This window comes from Roseateles depolymerans (genome assembly GCF_003387155.1).
Lineage (GTDB): Bacteria > Pseudomonadota > Gammaproteobacteria > Burkholderiales > Burkholderiaceae_C > Roseateles > Roseateles depolymerans.
In genome coordinates this window covers 273,866-290,083 of sequence record NZ_QUMT01000001.1, presented here as the reverse complement: position 1 = coordinate 290,083, position 16,218 = coordinate 273,866, and the positions used below count along the sequence as shown (strand labels likewise).

15 protein-coding genes are annotated in these 16,218 nt (G+C 68.1%); 11 read left to right on the top strand and 4 right to left on the bottom strand.

Annotated elements, in window-relative coordinates; translation table 11 throughout:
- Positions 1-5 precede the first annotated feature (5 nt).
- Positions 6-1,382 (bottom strand): reverse transcriptase family protein, encoded by a 1,377-nt coding sequence (locus DES44_RS01175; protein WP_058936574.1) that lies wholly within the window; start codon positions 1,380-1,382, stop codon positions 6-8.
- Between the two features lie 306 nt (positions 1,383-1,688).
- Between DES44_RS01175 and DES44_RS01170 the strand changes: the two genes are divergently transcribed.
- On the top strand, positions 1,689-3,251 hold the full coding sequence (locus DES44_RS01170; protein WP_058936575.1) for a cation:proton antiporter: 1,563 nt from the start codon (positions 1,689-1,691) through the stop codon (positions 3,249-3,251).
- On the opposite strand, the gene DES44_RS01165 is transcribed toward DES44_RS01170, so the two are convergent.
- The gene (locus DES44_RS01165) at positions 3,200-4,405 is read right to left on the bottom strand and encodes a Fic family protein (RefSeq protein WP_232309844.1); all 1,206 of its coding nucleotides are present in this window, start codon (positions 4,403-4,405) and stop codon (positions 3,200-3,202) included. The genes DES44_RS01170 and DES44_RS01165 overlap by 52 nt on opposite strands.
- Positions 4,406-4,670: 265 nt before the next feature.
- On the opposite strand from DES44_RS01165, the gene katG reads away from it, so the two are divergent.
- The gene (katG, locus tag DES44_RS01160; protein ID WP_058936577.1) at positions 4,671-6,860 is read left to right on the top strand and encodes a catalase/peroxidase HPI; all 2,190 of its coding nucleotides are present in this window, start codon (positions 4,671-4,673) and stop codon (positions 6,858-6,860) included.
- Positions 6,861-7,041: 181 nt separating this feature from the next.
- Here katG and DES44_RS01155 read toward each other — a convergent pair whose 3' ends face one another.
- A complete protein-coding gene (locus DES44_RS01155) occupies positions 7,042-7,233 on the bottom strand; it encodes a 4-oxalocrotonate tautomerase (RefSeq protein WP_058936578.1) in 192 nt (63 codons plus the stop codon).
- A 324-nt stretch (positions 7,234-7,557) separates the two neighbouring features.
- On the opposite strand from DES44_RS01155, the gene DES44_RS01145 reads away from it, so the two are divergent.
- Genes DES44_RS01145 through DES44_RS01110 form a run of 8 tightly spaced genes read left to right on the top strand, consistent with a single transcriptional unit; the run spans position 7,558 to position 14,967 of the window.
- The gene (locus DES44_RS01145; RefSeq protein ID WP_211326916.1) at positions 7,558-8,013 is read left to right on the top strand and encodes an RDD family protein; all 456 of its coding nucleotides are present in this window, start codon (positions 7,558-7,560) and stop codon (positions 8,011-8,013) included.
- Positions 8,014-8,015: 2 nt separating this feature from the next.
- Positions 8,016-8,735, top strand: coding sequence for an RDD family protein (locus tag DES44_RS01140; protein WP_232309845.1), 720 nt, complete (start codon positions 8,016-8,018; stop codon positions 8,733-8,735).
- Entirely contained in the window at positions 8,735-9,703 is a 969-nt protein-coding gene (locus DES44_RS01135; protein WP_058936580.1) for a stage II sporulation protein M, read from the top strand. Before DES44_RS01140 ends, DES44_RS01135 begins: the two co-directional genes overlap by 1 nt.
- The gene (locus tag DES44_RS01130; RefSeq protein ID WP_058936581.1) at positions 9,693-10,439 is read left to right on the top strand and encodes a hypothetical protein; all 747 of its coding nucleotides are present in this window, start codon (positions 9,693-9,695) and stop codon (positions 10,437-10,439) included. The genes DES44_RS01135 and DES44_RS01130 overlap by 11 nt, the downstream gene beginning before the upstream one ends.
- Positions 10,426-11,244: a DUF4129 domain-containing protein gene (locus DES44_RS01125; RefSeq protein ID WP_147306910.1), complete on the top strand. Its 819-nt coding sequence runs from the start codon at positions 10,426-10,428 to the stop codon at positions 11,242-11,244. The genes DES44_RS01130 and DES44_RS01125 overlap by 14 nt, the downstream gene beginning before the upstream one ends.
- Positions 11,241-12,620: a DUF4350 domain-containing protein gene (locus tag DES44_RS01120; RefSeq protein ID WP_058936583.1), complete on the top strand. Its 1,380-nt coding sequence runs from the start codon at positions 11,241-11,243 to the stop codon at positions 12,618-12,620. Before DES44_RS01125 ends, DES44_RS01120 begins: the two co-directional genes overlap by 4 nt.
- Positions 12,617-13,597 (top strand): AAA family ATPase, encoded by a 981-nt coding sequence (locus DES44_RS01115; RefSeq protein WP_058936584.1) that lies wholly within the window; start codon positions 12,617-12,619, stop codon positions 13,595-13,597. Before DES44_RS01120 ends, DES44_RS01115 begins: the two co-directional genes overlap by 4 nt.
- On the top strand, positions 13,597-14,967 hold the full coding sequence (locus DES44_RS01110) for a DUF58 domain-containing protein (RefSeq protein ID WP_232309846.1): 1,371 nt from the start codon (positions 13,597-13,599) through the stop codon (positions 14,965-14,967). Before DES44_RS01115 ends, DES44_RS01110 begins: the two co-directional genes overlap by 1 nt.
- A 52-nt stretch (positions 14,968-15,019) precedes the next feature.
- On the opposite strand, the gene DES44_RS01105 is transcribed toward DES44_RS01110, so the two are convergent.
- Positions 15,020-15,487, bottom strand: a complete 468-nt coding sequence (locus DES44_RS01105) for a nuclear transport factor 2 family protein (RefSeq protein WP_058936585.1) — start codon at positions 15,485-15,487, stop codon at positions 15,020-15,022.
- A gap of 82 nt (positions 15,488-15,569) precedes the next feature.
- Between DES44_RS01105 and DES44_RS01100 the strand changes: the two genes are divergently transcribed.
- Positions 15,570-16,217 carry a TetR/AcrR family transcriptional regulator gene (locus DES44_RS01100; protein ID WP_083525854.1) on the top strand — a complete coding sequence of 216 codons (648 nt, stop codon included), beginning with the start codon at positions 15,570-15,572 and terminating at the stop codon, positions 16,215-16,217.
- Position 16,218 lies beyond the last annotated feature (1 nt).

The window sequence follows — 16,218 nt, the reverse complement described above, 5'->3', positions numbered from 1 at the left end:
GGAGTCTACTGAACGAAGGAAATGGCATCGAAGAGGCGCTGCAGCTTGGCTGCGCGGGTAGGCGCCACGAACTGACGCGCCCAGGCCAGCCGGCCCAGCAGGGGCGCCCGCAGCGACAGGTCCACGGCGGGCTCGCGGCCGAGGCGATGCATCTCGGCGCGCAGGCGATCGTAGTCGGCGCGCGCGATGTGCGGGGTCTCGTTCACGACCAGGCCTGTCACCGTCTGCCGGCCGCCGGCGCGCATCAAGCGGGTCTTGTCCGGGCGCAGCCGAAAGCCCTCCTCTTCCACGATGGCCTTCACCCAGGCATGCAGGGTGACCGCATCCAGCGCCGGTGTGCCGGCGCCGGAGAAGACCAGATCGTCGGCATAGCGGGAGTACTGCGCGCCAAATCGCGCCGCCAGGCCGTCCAGGCGAAGGTCCAGCCGGAAGGCACAGAGGTTGGCGAGCTGGGGCGAGGTGGGGGCGCCCTGCGGCAGGTGGGGAGCGGCGAGCCGGCGGGTGTCGATCCACGTCAAGCCGCCGTCATCCTGCAGACGCTCCCGGACCGCTCGCGGCGTGCGAACGGTGCAGAGCGTGGTGAGGTATTCGGCCACCGCTTCCTCCATGCCGAGCGTGCGGAACAGGGCCCGGATGCGGGCCGCACCGATGCCGGGAAAGAAGTCCTGCAGGTCAAAGCGGAACACCCAGTCCTGCCCGGCATGCAGCCCGGCGTGGCTGGCCACATTGCGTCCCGCGACGAACCCATGGGCGGCTTCATGCACCGGCACCAGGTCCAGCAGGCTGCGCAGCAAACGTCGCTGCACCGCCTTGAGCGCGGGCATCGGCGCCTCGATCAAACGAAGGCCGCCCCGCCGCTTGGGCACCAGCACGGCGCGGTAGTGGCGAATGGCCTGCACATGGGGACGATGAGGCCGTGCCTCCGCCTCCCGATAGCGCTGTGCGGGTCCGGCCAGCACGTCCAGCATCGACAGGTCGATCCCCAATCCGGCCGCCAGGTCCGCCACGGTGTGCCAGGCAGGCAGGGGCAGATCTTCCAGCGCAAAGGGCGGCGGCGTCATGCGGGCCGGGCGCAGCAACAGCCGACGCACCTGCAGGCGCGGACCCGCGGGATCCCAAGCGTCGAAGAATTCAGGACGCTGATCCAGATGCTCGGCCAGGGTGCGCGGCGTCATGCCGAGCCAGACGGGTGCGCTCAAGCTCGCCAGGTGCTGGCACAGCGGCAGCAGCCAACGCCGGTGCTCCTCACCGACGCAGGCCATGCCCCGGCCCAGCAGCGCCTGGGGGCTGCGACCGCCCGGCGCGTCGTCGTCCGTCTGGAAGGCGCGGGCCAGCGCCAGCGCAATCCAGCGGGGATAGGTCAGGGACGCCGAGGAAGTCATGACGGTCGAGGGCAAGTCAACAGGGACGGGCCGGTTCGGACTGCCGCCGCGCCAAAAAGGTGACTCCCGTCTGCCAACGAGCCGGTCCTGCGAGTTCTGTGTTGCGCGAAGCGCAAGGCGGATCTCGCGCCGGAATGCGTCACTCAATGCGATGCCACGGGGATGCCCCGCGGCCCGGAAGCCAGAGCCTCCGACAGGCTTGGCGAACAGGAGTCGGGCGGATTATGGCGTTGCTTCATGACGGGGCGGCACCCCTCTTGCCCAAGAGGCGCACGCGGCCCGCACGGGCCGCTCCGAACGGCGCTCATGCACACCTTCGAATGGATCATCGCCCTGCTCCTGGGGGCCGCGCTGCTGGCCATGCTGGCGCGGCGCCTCGGCGCGCCAGCACCGGCCTTGCTGGCGCTGGGCGGCATGGCCCTGGCGTTCTGGCCGGGCAGCCCGACCTGGACGCTGGACCCTGAACTGGCCCTGGCGCTCTTTGTGGCGCCGGTGCTGATGGACACTGCCTACGACGCCTCCAAGCGCGACCTCAAGGCCAACTGGCGGCCGGTGGCGGGCCTGGTGCTGGCGGCCGTGGGGACCACCGTGGTGGTGGTGGCGGTGGTGAGCCGCTGGCTCATTCCCGACATGCCCTGGCCCGTGGCGGTGGTGCTGGGCGCCATCGTGGCACCGCCCGATGCGGCGGCCGCCACGGCCGTGATGCGGCAGCTGCGCCTGCCTTACCAGGTGCTCAATGTCCTGGAGGGCGAAAGCCTGCTCAACGATGCCAGCGCCCTGCTGATCTACCGGCTGGCCCTGATGACGGTGATGGCCGGCATGCCGGGTCCAGGCACCCTGGCGCCCATCCTGCTGATGACCGTCGTGGGCAGCGTGGTGGCCGGTGTGGTGTTCGGCTATTTGCTGCGTCCACTCACCCGGCACAGCGCCCATGCCCCGACCGCGCTGGTGATCCAGTTCTGCTGCACCTTCGGCGTGTGGATCGTGGCGGAGAAGCTGGGGCTGTCCGGCATCCTGACCATGGTGGCCTTTGCCATGACCAGCTCGCGCGGCGGCGGCACCACCATTCCGGCTCGACTGCGGGTGCCCATCTTTGCGGTGTGGGAGACCGTGGTCTTTGTGCTCAATGCCTTTGCCTTTGTGCTGATCGGATTGCAATTGCGACCGATCTGGCAGCGGCTGGGCGCCTCCGGCACCCATGAGGAGGCGCTGATCTTCGCCACCGTCGTGCTGGGCGTGACCATCGCGGCCCGGGTGGCCTGGGTGATGACCTACAGTGCCTTCACCTCGCGGCACGGCGCGCTGGCGGACAGCGCTCGCACGCATCCGGCCTGGGCCGGGGGCATGGTGCTGTCCTGGGCCGGCATGCGGGGCATCGTCACGCTGGCAGCGGCCTTTGCCGTGCCGGAGCGCCTGCCGGATGGGTCACCCTTCCCGTATCGCGACCTGATTCTGCTCAGCGCCTTCGGCGTCGTCTTCGGCACGCTGGTGATGCAGGGCTTCACCCTCAAGCCGCTGATCCGCTGGCTGCGCATGGAAGACAACGACCCGGTCGGGCAGGAGGTCCGCAACGGGCGCATCCAAATCTACCAGGCGCTGCTGGCCTCGATTGAAAACGACACCTCGTTTCCGGCGGCCCTGCTGCGCAAGGAATACCAGGCGGTGGTGGACATGAATGCCAAGGACCGGGGCGAGACGCCCCTGGAGGAAGTGCCCGGCGGCCCGCTGCGCCGCCAGGCGATCGAGGTGGCGCGCCAGAAAGCGGTCGAGCTGCGGGAGCAGGACGTGATCGGCGACCACGCCTACCGGGTGCTGATTCAGGAACTGGACTGGGCCGAGCTGTCGGCGGGCGGCGCGGTGGAGGACTGATCGATGCCGTGCGTCCAGCCCGGCACGTTCACGTAGTAGCGAACGGCGCGCCCTGCACCCGACGACCGGAGCACGCCCGCCGCCACCAGCGCCATCAGGTCCCGGGTGGCGGTCGCCTTGGAGGTGCCTGTCATCTTCATGTATTTGTCGGCATTGAGCCCGCCCTGGAAGCCGCCATCGCCGTCGTCCAGAAGACGCTGGACGACCTTGCGCTGCCGCTCCTGCGTCATCTGGTGGGCATGCTGGTCCCAGAAGGCGCGCTTGACCAGGGCGCTTCGGATGACGCCGGTGGCGTGCCGACAGGCCGCCGCGAACTGCTGCACCAGCCACCGGATCCAGGCCGTCACATCCAGATCGCCGCGCTGGGCCTGGTTGAGCTGGTCGTAATACGCCTTGCGGGACGCGAGCAACTGCCCCGACAGGCTGTAGAGCCGCACGGAGCCGCCCTGGTGCTGGGCCAGCGCCAGATCCATCACTGCACGGCCCAGCCGGCCATTGCCGTCCTCGAACGGATGGATGCTTTCAAACCAGAGATGCGCGATGGCGGCACGGGCCAGTCCATCCAGCGGCGTGGCCACCCGATCAGACGTAAGCAGCCTGGACGGCGTCGTGTCGGCGAACCAGGCCAGGAAACGTTCCATTTCCGCCCGCACGGCGTGGGACGGCGGGGCCTGATAGTGCACGACCTCCCGACCGGGCTGGCCACTGACGATCTGCATCGGGTCCTCATGGTCGCGATAGCGCCCCACGGCAATGCGCACGATGCCGGACGTGCCTCCCGGGAACAAGGCCGATTGCCAGCGGCAAAGACGATCTTCATCCAGGGGCTGGTCGAGGGCGGTCACCGCGTCGTTGACGATGTCCACCAGGCCGTCCACATGCCGGTCGGCCACGCCTTCGTCCGAGAGCCCCAGGCGCCGCATGACGGAGGACCGGACGACCTCGGCGGCCAGCGCTTCCCCTTCAATGGCGGCAGTGGCCACCACTTCCTTGGAGAAAGCATCCAGCGTCACCTGGTTGGCAGCATCCATGCCGATGGCATGGGCTTGGCCTTCCAGTTCGCCCAGCGCCCGATGTGCCTCAGCCAGTTCGGGAAGCGCCGCGGTGCTGTCAAAGCGAAAACTCGGCCAGTCAGGCCGCTGCCAGATGTACATGAGCCGCATATTAGCCGAATCGGCTCAAGAAATGAGCCGATTCCTTGAATATTCGGCTCACATCATGAGCCGAATATCGAGATTTACGGCTCATCCGATGAGCCGTTTCGCGTCTTTGTCGGCTAACCCCTGTCGCTATCGCCGCCATTGAAACTGTTGTGGTCACAACGCAAGTTCGTCGTCGTAACCTGCCCCCTCGCCTGCATCACTGATGTGTCACCGATGTGCGGGATGCTGAGCCCGCCACTCACCGAGGAGAAGCCCGATGACCACTGAAGCCAAGTGCCCCGTTGCGCACGACAAGCCCAAGACGCCCCGCACCAACAGCAACTGGTGGCCGGACGCGCTCAACCTGGCGCTCCTGCACCAGCATTCCGAACTCTCCGACCCGATGGTGGAGGACTTCGACTACCGCCGGGAGTTCCAGACCCTGGACTTGAACGCGGTCATCCAGGACCTGCACGCCCTGATGACGGACTCCCAGGACTGGTGGCCGGCCGACTACGGCCACTACGGCCCCTTCTTCATCCGCATGGCCTGGCACTCCGCCGGCACCTACCGCATCTTCGATGGTCGCGGCGGCGCCCGTTCCGGTGAGCAACGCTTCGCCCCGCTCAACAGCTGGCCGGACAACGGCAACCTGGACAAAGCCCGGCGCCTGCTGTGGCCGATCAAGCAGAAGTACGGCCGCAAGCTGTCCTGGGCCGACCTGATGATCCTGGCCGGCAACGTGGCCCTGGAATCGATGGGCTTCAAGACCTTCGGTTTTGCCGGTGGCCGGGAAGACATCTGGGAACCGCAACCGATCGACTGGGGCCCCGAGTCCACCTGGCTGGGCGACGAACGCTACAGCGGCGACCGCGAACTGGCCAATCCGCTGGCGGCCGTGCAGATGGGCCTGATCTACGTGAATCCGGAAGGCCCGAATGGTCGCCCCGACCCGGCCGCCTCCGCCCGCGACATCCGCGAGACCTTTGCCCGCATGGCCATGGATGACGAAGAGACCGTGGCCCTGACCGCCGGCGGCCACACCTTCGGCAAGGCGCACGGCGCTGGCGAGGCCCATCACGTGGGCGCCGAACCGGAAGGCGCCAACATCGAAGAACTGGGCCTGGGCTGGAAGAGCAAGTACGAGAGCGGCATCGGAGCCCACACGATCACCAGCGGCATTGAAGGCGCCTGGACTCCCACGCCGATCCAGTGGGACAACAGCTACTTCGAGACCCTGTTTGGCTATGAATGGGAACTGACGAAGAGCCCGGCCGGGGCCCATCAATGGCGGCCGAAGAACGGCGCCGGGGCGGACGCCGTGCCCGATGCCCACATCCCTGGCAAGCGTCACGCGCCGATGATGACCACGGCTGACATGGCGATGCGGGTGGACCCGGTCTATGAAAAGATCTCCCGCCGCTTCATGGCCGACCCGGCCCTGTTCGCCGACGCCTTTGCCCGTGCCTGGTTCAAGCTGACCCACCGCGACATGGGCCCGAAGACCCGCTACCTGGGCCCGCTGGTGCCCAAGGAAGACCTGGTCTGGCAGGACCCCATCCCCCCGGTCGATCACGCGCTGGTGAACGACGCCGACATCGCCGCGCTGAAGAAGACTCTGCTGTCCTCCGGCCTGTCGCCGCAGCAGCTGATCAAGACCGCCTGGGCTTCCGCCTCCACCTTCCGTGGCACCGACCTGCGTGGCGGCGCCAACGGCGCTCGCATCCGCTTCGCGCCGCAAAAGGATTGGGAAGTGAACGAGCCGGCCGAGGTGGCCAAGGTGCTGTCCACGCTCACCGAGATCCAGAAGCAGTTCAATGCAGCGCAAAGCGGCGGCAAGAAGATCTCGCTGGCCGACCTGATCGTGCTGGGCGGCTCGGCCGCGGTGGAAGCGGCGGCACGCAATGCCGGACACCCGGTCACGGTGCCATTCACGCCGGGTCGCATGGACGCCTTGCTGGAGCAGACCGACGTCAACTCCTTCAAGGTGCTGGAACCGGCCGCGGACGGCTTCCGCAACTACTTCCGCGTCGGACCCACGCCGAGCGCGGCGACCGCCCTCATCGACCGGGCGGCGCTGCTGACGCTGACGGCGCCGGAGATGACCGTGCTGGTGGGCGGCCTGCGCGTGCTGGGCGCCAACTACGGCGGATCCTCACTGGGCGTCTTCACCCAGCGCCCGGGCCAGCTGACGCCGGACTTCTTCAGGAATCTGCTGGACATGCGCACCGCCTGGCAGAAGTCCGAGTCTCAGGCCGGTGTGTTCGAAGGCCGCGACCGCAAGACTCAGGAAGTGCGCTGGACCGCGACATTGGCTGACCTGGTGTTCGGCTCAAATGCGCAACTGCGTGCCTTGTCGGAGGTCTACGCCTCGAGCGACGGCGAATCGCAGTTCGTCACTGACTTCGTTGCGGCCTGGACCAAGGTCATGAACCTGGACCGTTTCGACCTGAAGGCCAAGCCCTAAGCCGGGGCAGGCTCTCCGTTAGATGCTCATCCATGCAAACGGGCGCCCTGCGGGCGGGCCGGGGCCTGTTTGCGGAAGTCAAGGGGGAGGAGCCGAAGGCGACGGAGGACATGGAGCAAACAGGCCCCGGCCCGCCCGCAGGGCGCCCGTTTGCATGGATCCCGCCTCCCGGCGGGATCCATCATTTCTGCTTATCGCTCCAAAGCACCCCCCCGGTGGCCCAATTTTGGCGAGCGACATCGAAGAACAGCACATCCACCGCATCCGGACTGCCGCCCAGCACCCGCACACAGGCGGCGGTGAGTTCCTTGGCCAATTCGGCCTTCTGTTCCGGCGTGCGGCCTTCAAAAAGTTCTACGCGCAAGGTCGGCATATGGCGGTCTCTCGGTTGGGAGCCGACATTGTGCAAGAGCCCCTGCATGGCGAGCCTTCGCCAGCGGACGAGGCGCCCGCACGATGGGCCGCCGGTGACCCACGCGCGGGCCCTGCCATTCGTGACTTCCTGCACAAACCCATCAACAGCGCCTATGAAAGAGCGCTGCTCAATCCCCCGGAGTGGTGAGCGTTTTGCGCATCTTCACCCATGGCGGGCGCCTGCCTTCACTGACAGAATGCGCCCCAACAAACATTCGAGGGAGTTGAGATGTCGGGAAGTGCAGACCAACGATTTGCGGCACCGCAAGCGCACGTCGAAGACGTGACGGGAACCAACGACCCGGTCCTGGCGGACCGCGGAACGCGCCTGCTGGCGGCCATTGTGGATGGCCTCATCCTGGCCGCGCTGGCCTGGGCGTTGACCAATGTGCCGGTCGTCAATGCCCTGCTGACCCCGAAGGACGAAAGCTTCTTCGCCCTGAACGTGGGCGCACTGCTCGTCGGCTACCCGCTGTTCCTGGTGGTGCAAGGATGGTGCCTGGTGCAACGCAGCCAGACCCTGGGCAAGATGCTTTGCGGCATCCGCATCGTGCGCACAGACGGCAGCCCGGCCAGTGCTGCCCGCCTGCTGGGCCTGCGCTACGGCGTGGGCTACCTGACCTCCATCAGCTTCGTCCTCTCTTCCCTCTACGGCATCATCGATTCGCTGCTGATTTTCCGCAGCTCGCGCCAGTGTCTGCACGACACCATCGCTGATACGAAAGTCATCAAAGCCTGAGCGTGACCGTTGCCGTCTCCGACCTGCGGGTCGACACGCTCGCGCCGGTCGAGACGCCGGAGGGCATCGTGCTGTCGCTGCGCCCGGCCGGACTGGTCTCGCGCAGCATGGCCTTCCTGGTGGACCTGCTGATCCGCCTGCTGATCGATGCCGGCCTGGCGCTCGCGCTGGCGCCGCTGGGCCGCATGGGCATCGGGCTGCTGCTCATCGCCATGTTCGCGGTCGAGTGGATCTACCCCATCTTCTTCGAGCTGGGCCGCGCCGCCGCCACGCCCGGCAAACGGATCTTCGGCCTGCGGGTGGTGATGGACACCGGCCTGCCGATCACGCCCGCGGCGTCCGTCACCCGCAACCTGCTGCGCGCGGCCGATTTCCTGCCGCTGGGGTATGCCTTCGGCATCATCACCCTGCTGCTGAACCGCGAGTGCAAGCGTCTGGGGGACCTGGCGGCCGGCACCCTCGTGGTCTATGCGGCCCCGGTCGTGCTGCATGACGTGCCGCCCCAAGCCCCCAGCCTGGCACCTGCCCGGCCGCTGAACCCGCAGGAACAGGCCGCCATCCGCGCCTGGGCCGGTCGTGCCCGGCGCCTGACACCGCAGCGCTTCGAGGAACTGGCCCTGCTGGCCACCTCCGTGCTGCCGGCACCGGCCCCGGATGAAGCGCCTCGCAGCCCGTCCGAGCGCCTGCTGGGCGTCGCCCAGTGGTTGATGGGAAAGCGCTGATGACCCCGATCCGTTTCGAGGCCGACTATGGCGGCATGTGGGACGCTCTGGCCGAGCAGTTGAAGGTGGCCGAGGCCGGCAAGCCGGTGGACGGCGCCCTGCTGGCCTCCCGCTACCGGCGCGTCTGTGAGCACCTGGCGCTGGCGCAGTCCCGTGCGTATCCCATCCATCTGATGGCGCGGCTGGAATCGTTGGCGCAAGACGCGCACCGCATCCTCTATCGCCGGCAGGACTATGGCCTGGCCGCGCTGGGCCATCTGCTGCGCGTCAAGCTGCCGCAGACAGTCCGCGACCAGCGCCGCTATGTGCTGCTGGCCTTCCTGCTGTTCACCGTGCCGCTGGTCATCAGCTTCCTGATGGCCTGGCTGACGCCGGACTTCGCGCTGCGGGTGATGGACGCCCAGCAGCTGCGACGGATGTCCTCCATGTACGCGGACGGCAGTTCCGCCGTGGGCCGCCTGCGCGAAGCCAGCACCGACTGGCAGATGTTCGGCTACTACATCTTCAACAACATCGGCATCGGACTTCGTTGCTTCGGCGCCGGCATCCTGGCCGGCGTGGGCAGCGCCTTCGTGCTGCTGTTCAACGGCCTGCAGATCGGCACCGTGGCCGGTTACCTGCAGCGCGACGGCCTGGGCCACAACTTCTGGCCCTTCGTGGCCACTCACTCGGCCTTCGAGCTGACCGGCATCGTGCTGTCCGGGGCTGCGGGCCTGCGCATCGGGCTGAGCTGGCTCTCGCCGGGTCGGCGCAGCCGGCTGGAGGCCCTGAAGGTCGCCGCGCGAGAGTCGATTCCGATCATCTACGCAGCCTTCTTCCTGCTGCTGGTGGCGGCCGGATTCGAAGCCTTCTGGTCCTCGGCGGCCTGGGTGGAGCCGTGGGTGAAGTTCCTGGTGGCCGGACTGTGCTGGCTGCTGGTGGTGCTGTGGTTGGGATTGATGGGACGGGGAATGCATCGTGCGGGTTGAAGGTCTGGCGGTCATGCTGCGTCCGCGCAGCCCTTACGAAGCATGCGACCTGGGCCTGGCGCTGGTGCGACACCATGCAAGGTCGCTTTGGCGCTGTTTTGCGCCGGTGCTGCTGGCGGTGGCCCTCCTGGCGATGTGCGCCGTGGAGGTGGCCGACTGGCTGCCGGTGTTCCTGATCTTCTGGCTCAAGCCCTGGATGGACCGCACCTTGCTGTTCGTGCTGTCGCGCGCGGTGTTCGGCCAGGCCACCCACTGGTCGGACCTGTGGGCCGCCCGCCGTATGGTGTGGGGGGGCCAGTTCTTTCGCACGCTGCTGTGGCGACGTTTCTCGCCCTGGCGCGCCTACACCCAGCCGATCGAGCAACTGGAAGGCCAGACCGGCAGCCGGCGGCGCAAGCGCACGACGTTGATGCTCAAGGACAACCGCGGCGCCGCCACCGCCTTGCAGGTGGCCTTTGCCCATGCCGAGGCCGTGCTGCTCTATGGCCTGCTGGGCCTGGTGTGGTGGATGGCCCCGGAGGACAGCCGCAACCAGGTGATGGATTGGCTGCTGCATCTGGGCAACGAAGAAGGCCGCGCGGTGATCAAGGACCTGCTGACGGCCGGCATCTACACCGCCGTCGTGCTGTTCCTGGAGCCCTTCTACGTGGCCGCCGGTTTTGCGATGTACCTGAACCGGCGCGTGGCGCTGGAGGCGTGGGACGTTGAACAGGAGTTCCGCCGTGCGTTTGCGTGAGGGTTTTGCAAGTCTGCGGGTCCTGCCGCTGATGCTCGCCCTGATGCTGATGACGGTGGCGGTGCTGCCGAGTCCCCAGGCCCACGCCGCGGACGCGGGCGACGGCGAACCCGCGCAGAAGTCCGGAAGCCGTGTGGTGATGCTGACGCCGAAGCCCGTAGCCGCCAGCCAGGTGCAAGCCGCCGCCTCGGCCGTGGCTGCGGACCCGCTGCTGGGGGGCCAGGAGAAGACCCGCTACCTTCGATTCAAGGACGACAACGCCCGCAAGAAGGACGAGCCGGCCAAATCCTCGATGGCCGAGTGGTGGGTGGAGCTGATCAAAAACCTGGGCACCGGCCTGCGGATCGCCATGTGGCTGGTCGGCGCCGCGCTGTTCGTCTGGGTGCTGCTGCGGCTGCGCGAGTGGCTGAAGCTGCGCGGCGGTGCGCCGGTGGTGGCCGCTGTCGCCCCCACCCATGTCGGCTCGCTGGACATCCGCCCCGAAAGCCTGCCCGACAGCATTGGCGCCGCCGCCCGCGATCTGTGGCAGCAGGGTCAAGCGCGGGCGGCCCTGTCGCTGCTGTATCGCGGCGCGTTGTCGCGGCTGGTGCATGTGCATGCGGTGCCGATCCGTGCCGCCAGCACCGAAAGCGACTGTCTCAGCCTGTCCGAGCCACGCCTGGCGCCGTCCGCCCACCAGTTCCTGTCGCGGTTGGTGGGAGGCTGGCAGACCGTGGCCTACGCCGGTCGAGACCTGGATCCGCTGGACTTCGAGCAGCTCTGCGCCGGCTTTGATGCCCACCTGGGCGAAGGAGCTGCCGCATGAACCGCGAACGCGCCTTGTGGCTGGTGGCTGTGATCGTGATCGCGCTGGGGGCCTTGTGGCTGACCCAGAACACCGAATGGGCCGAACGCAGCATCTGGCGCGGCGCGCACGGCGAAGCCAAGACCAATCCCGTCTATGTCGCCGAGCAGCTGCTGCGCCAGCTGGGCGCGACGGCGGAGCATCGGGACACGCTGGAACAGCTGCCGCCGCCGACGGCCCGGCTGGTCATGCTGTCGGACGACTGGTCCGTGGTCCCGAACCGCGCCGAGAAACTGCGCAATTGGGTGGAGCACGGCGGTCATCTGGTCCTGTTGACGGCATCGACCTGGCGTGAGACGCCGCTGGATGAATGGGTGCCGATCAAGAACGAGTTCGTCAATGAAGTGCCGCGCAGCGGTTCCCGTGCGGCCGCTCCCCCCGTACCCGCTGCCGCGCCGAGCGTCCCGTCGGCCCAGCGGGGCCAAGCCGCGCCGGAAGACGACGAGGAATGCGACGAGGACTGTGACGACGACAGCGCCACCGATGAAGACGAGGCCGACGAAGAGGACGCTGCAACCACGCCGCCTGCGCCCTCCGCACGCCCGCCCGTGGGTGTCGCGACGGCCGCCAGCGCAGCCGCCCCGGCGACGGCGGCATCGCAGGCCGCTGCCTCCGACATGATCAGGCTGTCCGCCTGGAACCAATGCAGCCTGTTCCAGCCCAACCTGCGGGTGAAGATCGTCGGCAACCGCCGCGCGAGCTGGGCGGTGCACCAGGCACCGGGCACCCAGGGCCTGCGAGTGGACATGGGCCAAGGCACGGTGACGGTGCTCAACGTCGCCCCGCGCGCCTTCATGGACACCCAGTTGCTGGACTGTGACCATGCCGTGCTGCTGACCTCGGCCCTGCAAGTCGAACCCGGCGCCACCGTCTGGTTCTTCCTGAACGAGAAACGGGAAGCGCTGATGCCGTGGCTGTGGCATCAAGGCTGGATCGCGGTGGTGCTGGGCGCCCTCGCGCTGGCGGCTGCGCTGTGGCGTCGCGCCGTGCGTTTCGGTCCCGGCCTGCCGGTGCCTCCGCGCCTGCGCCGCTCCATCGCCGAGCAGGTGCGCGGCATGGGCCACTATCTCTACCGCCACGGCAGCGAAGCGCTGATGCTGGCGCAGCAGCGTGCGCTGGAAAGCACGGCCGCCCGGCGGCTGGTCGACTACGCCCGCCACCCGCTGCCCGAGCGAGCGCGTCGCATCGCGCAGGCCACGGGCGTTTCCGAACACGACCTGCTGGCGGCACTGTCCGCCAAGTTCTGCACCCGTGCGGAGCTGCCGGCGCGGCTGCAGATTCTTGAACAGGCGCGCCGCCGTCTCCAGACCCATCAACAAGAAAGACCTCCTCAATGATCAAGCCCGAAGAGCTCAAGCTGGCAACGCAATGGCTGCATGCGCTGCGTCAGGAAATCAGCAAGGCCGTGGTGGGCCAGACCGCCGTGGTGGAGCAGTTGCTCGTCGCCGTGGTGGCCTCCGGTCACGTGCTGGTGGAAGGGGTGCCGGGCCTGGGCAAGACGCTGCTGGCCCGGGCGCTGGCGCAAGCGGTGCGGCTGCAATATGCGCGGCTGCAGTTCACGCCGGACCTGATGCCGGCCGACGTCATCGGCCACAGCGTGCTGGACGACACCGGCGGCGGCCTGGGGCGGCTGCGGGTGCGCAAGGGCCCGGTCTTCACCAATCTGCTGCTGGCCGATGAAATCAACCGCGCACCGGCCAAGACCCAGAGCGCGCTGCTGGAAGTGATGCAGGAATTCCAGGCCACCCTGGAAGGCCAGACGCTGGCGTTGCCGCGGCCCTTCATGGTGATGGCCACCCAGAATCCGGTGGACACGGAAGGCACCTATCCGCTGCCGGAAGCGCAGCTCGACCGGTTCCTGCTGAAGATCCTGATCGGCTACCCCACCCATGCGGAAGAAACCGCGGTGGTGGAACTGGTGACCACCGGCCGCGCCGGCCACGAACTGCCGCTGGATGCGGTGCAGCCGGTGCTGGACGACGTGCAGGTGCAGGAACTGCAGCGCCTGGCTGGCCTGGTGCATGCCGACACCAAGGTCATCGACTACGCCGTGCGAGTGGTGCGGGCCACGCGCAACTGGCCGGGCCTGGAATTCGGCGCCGGTCCGCGCGCCAGCGTGGCGCTGGTCCGTGCGGCCCGCGCAGTGGCGCTGATCAACGGCCGCGACTTCATCACGCCCGACGACATCGCCCGCCAGGCGCTGGCCGTGCTGCGCCATCGCGTCACCATGGCGCCGGATGCGCAGATCGAAGGCCGCGACATGGATGAGCTGCTTCAGGCCGCGCTGCAGAGCGTGGAGGCGCCGCGCCTCTGATGAACACCGTGCGCCGCGTCATCCTGCCCACCCGCATGGCCGTGTGGGTGCTGCTGGGCCTGTGCCTGGCCTTCACGGCCGTGCTGGCCGCGGGCGTGCCGGTGGCCCTGGCCGGTCCTGCGGGGCTGGGCCTGCTGGCCCTGCTGGCCGCCCTGGCGGCCGCGGACCTGTGGCGCAGCCTGCGGCTGTGGGCGCAGGCCGGTCCACGGGTGGAGCGCCGCCTGCCGGCCGCCTTTGCCATCAATGCCTCGACCGAGCTGCGACTGGACGTGGTGAACGACGGACCGCTGGCCTGGCAGCTGCAGGTGTTCGATGAACTCGACCCGCTGTTCGACTTCGAAGGGCTGCCCCTGTCCCTCACGGTGGACCCGCAGACCCGCACGCCGCTGCGCTTTCGGGTCATCGCGCGGCAGCGCGGCATTGCCACCATCGGCCGCACGCAACTGCTGTGGCGCACGCGGGCCGGTCTCTTCGAGGTCCGCCAGACGGTGGGCGATGCCCAGCGGCTGCGGGTCTATCCCAACTTTGCCGCGCTGGCGCGGTATGCGTGGCTGTCTGGCGATCGCCGGCTGGCGCAGATGGGCATCAAGAACTTCGTGCAGCGGGGCCAGGGCACGGACTTCCGGCAACTGGCGGAATACCGCCGCGGAGATCCGCTGCGCCACCTGGACGTGAAAGCCTCGATGCGGCACCGCAAGCCGGTGGTGCGGGAGTATCAGGACGAGCGGGACCAGTGCGTGATGTTCCTGCTGGACTGCGGTCGCCGGATGCGGGCCGACGAAGGGTCGGACGGTCAGCGCGGCACCAGCCACTTCGACGATGCGCTGGACGCAATGATGCTGCTGGCTTATGTCGCCCTGCAGGAAGGGGACGAGGTGGGCGCGATGACCTTCGGCACCGCCGAGACCGACCGCCGCGATTGCGCACCGCGCAAGGGCATGGGCACACTCAATGCGCTGATGAACAAGATGCACGACCTGCAGCCGGGGCATCACCACTCCGACTACCTGGCGGCGGCCGAGGACATGTCCAAGCGGCTGCGCCGCCGCTCGCTGATCATCGTGCTGACCAACTTCCGCGACGAGGACGCGCCGGAACTGCGTCCGGCGCTGGCGCTGCTGCGGCGCCGGCATCTGGTGCTGCTGGCCAGCCTGCGGGAAACCGCCCTGGGCGTGATGCAGGAGCAGCCGATCCACAGCACCGAGGATGCGGTGACGGTGGCCAGCGCCCACATGCTCTCGCAGGCCCGGCAGGACGCCTTTGCCCGCGTGGTGGAGCGCGATCGGCTGTCGGTGGACGTGGAGCCGCAGGCCCTGGCGGCGACGCTGGTGAACCGATATCACCAGGTCAAGCGCTCAGGGCTGCTGTGAGGGCTGCTGTGACGTCCGTGCGGCTGACGCCGCACACCGGGGCCTGACCGCGTCAGAGCCCCAGATCGCTCAGGCCCGGATGGTCGTCGGGACGACGACCCAGCGGCCAGTGGAACTTCCGATCGGCTTCACGAATGGGCTGGTCATTGATGCTGGCGTGCCGGTCCGTCATCAGGCCTTGGTCATCGAATTCCCAGTTCTCGTTGCCATGGCTGCGATACCACTGCCCGGCGTCGTCATGCCATTCGTAGGCGAACCGCACGGCGATGCGCCGCCCATCAAACGCCCAGAGTTCCTTGATGAGCCGGTAGTCCAGCTCACGGATCCACTTGCGCTCAAGCAGGGCGCGGGCTTCATCGCGTCCCCGCGGAAACTCGGCGCGGTTGCGCCAGCGGGTATCCGGGCTGTAGGCCAGCACGATGCGGGCGGGATCCCGGCTGTTCCAGCCATCTTCGGCCAGACGGACCTTCAGGATGGCGGATTCACGGGTGAACGGGGGCAGGGGCGGGCGGGTGTCCATGAGAAGTCCTTTCAATGTAGACAGACTTGTCTACGTGCCCGAACTCTAGAGCATGTGGACAGACTTGTCTACAATGATCTGCATGTCTTCATCCGGCCCTTCCCCAACACCCCGATCAGCGCCCGAGCCTGACCGGTCCGGCACCGCGATCACCCCTCCCGGGCTGCTAGTCGATCCGGCGACGCTGGACCAGCTGTCCGCGCGCGACCGCATCCTGCACACGGCCCATGACCTGTTCTACCGGGACGGCATTCGTGCCACCGGCATCGACCGCGTGATTGCCGAATCCCGCGTCACCAAGGTCACCTTCTACCGGCACTTTCCCAGCAAGAACGAATTGATCGTGCAGTACCTGGCGCTTCGCCATGAGCGCTGGATGGGCTGGTTCACCGATGCCCTGCAGCGGCACGGCGGCCAGGGGGTGCCGGCGCTGGTGGAGTCGCTGCGGGAATGGCTGGCGTCGCCCACCTTCCGGGGCTGCGCCTTTCTCAACAGCGTCAGCGAGATGGGCACCTCGCTGCCCGAGGCCGTGTCCCTGACCGCGCAGCACAAGGACGACATGCGGGAGGCCATCGGCACGTTGCTGCCGGCGTCGCCGCAGCGCAAGCGTCAGGCCGCGGCACTGGCCCTGGCGGTGGACGGCGCGATCGTGCAGACGCAGTTCACCGGCGCCAGCGAGGAGCCGCTGCGCCAGCTCAAGTGGCTGGGCGAGCGCGTCGTGTCGGGCTGAA

What these genes read in the sequence shown, in the direction of transcription:
- DES44_RS01175 (WP_058936574.1), bottom strand. Translation starts at nt 1,382, where the DNA reads ATGACTTCCTCGGCGTCCCTGACCTATCCCCGCTGGATTGCGCTGGCG.
- DES44_RS01170 (WP_058936575.1), top strand. Translation starts at nt 1,689, where the DNA reads ATGCACACCTTCGAATGGATCATCGCCCTGCTCCTGGGGGCCGCGCTG.
- DES44_RS01165 (WP_232309844.1), bottom strand. Translation starts at nt 4,405, where the DNA reads ATGTACATCTGGCAGCGGCCTGACTGGCCGAGTTTTCGCTTTGACAGC.
- katG (WP_058936577.1), top strand. Translation starts at nt 4,671, where the DNA reads ATGACCACTGAAGCCAAGTGCCCCGTTGCGCACGACAAGCCCAAGACG.
- DES44_RS01155 (WP_058936578.1), bottom strand. Translation starts at nt 7,233, where the DNA reads ATGCCGACCTTGCGCGTAGAACTTTTTGAAGGCCGCACGCCGGAACAG.
- DES44_RS01135 (WP_058936580.1), top strand. Translation starts at nt 8,735, where the DNA reads ATGACCCCGATCCGTTTCGAGGCCGACTATGGCGGCATGTGGGACGCT.
- DES44_RS01120 (WP_058936583.1), top strand. Translation starts at nt 11,241, where the DNA reads ATGAACCGCGAACGCGCCTTGTGGCTGGTGGCTGTGATCGTGATCGCG.
- DES44_RS01115 (WP_058936584.1), top strand. Translation starts at nt 12,617, where the DNA reads ATGATCAAGCCCGAAGAGCTCAAGCTGGCAACGCAATGGCTGCATGCG.
- DES44_RS01110 (WP_232309846.1), top strand. Translation starts at nt 13,597, where the DNA reads ATGAACACCGTGCGCCGCGTCATCCTGCCCACCCGCATGGCCGTGTGG.
- DES44_RS01105 (WP_058936585.1), bottom strand. Translation starts at nt 15,487, where the DNA reads ATGGACACCCGCCCGCCCCTGCCCCCGTTCACCCGTGAATCCGCCATC.
- DES44_RS01100 (WP_083525854.1), top strand. Translation starts at nt 15,570, where the DNA reads ATGTCTTCATCCGGCCCTTCCCCAACACCCCGATCAGCGCCCGAGCCT.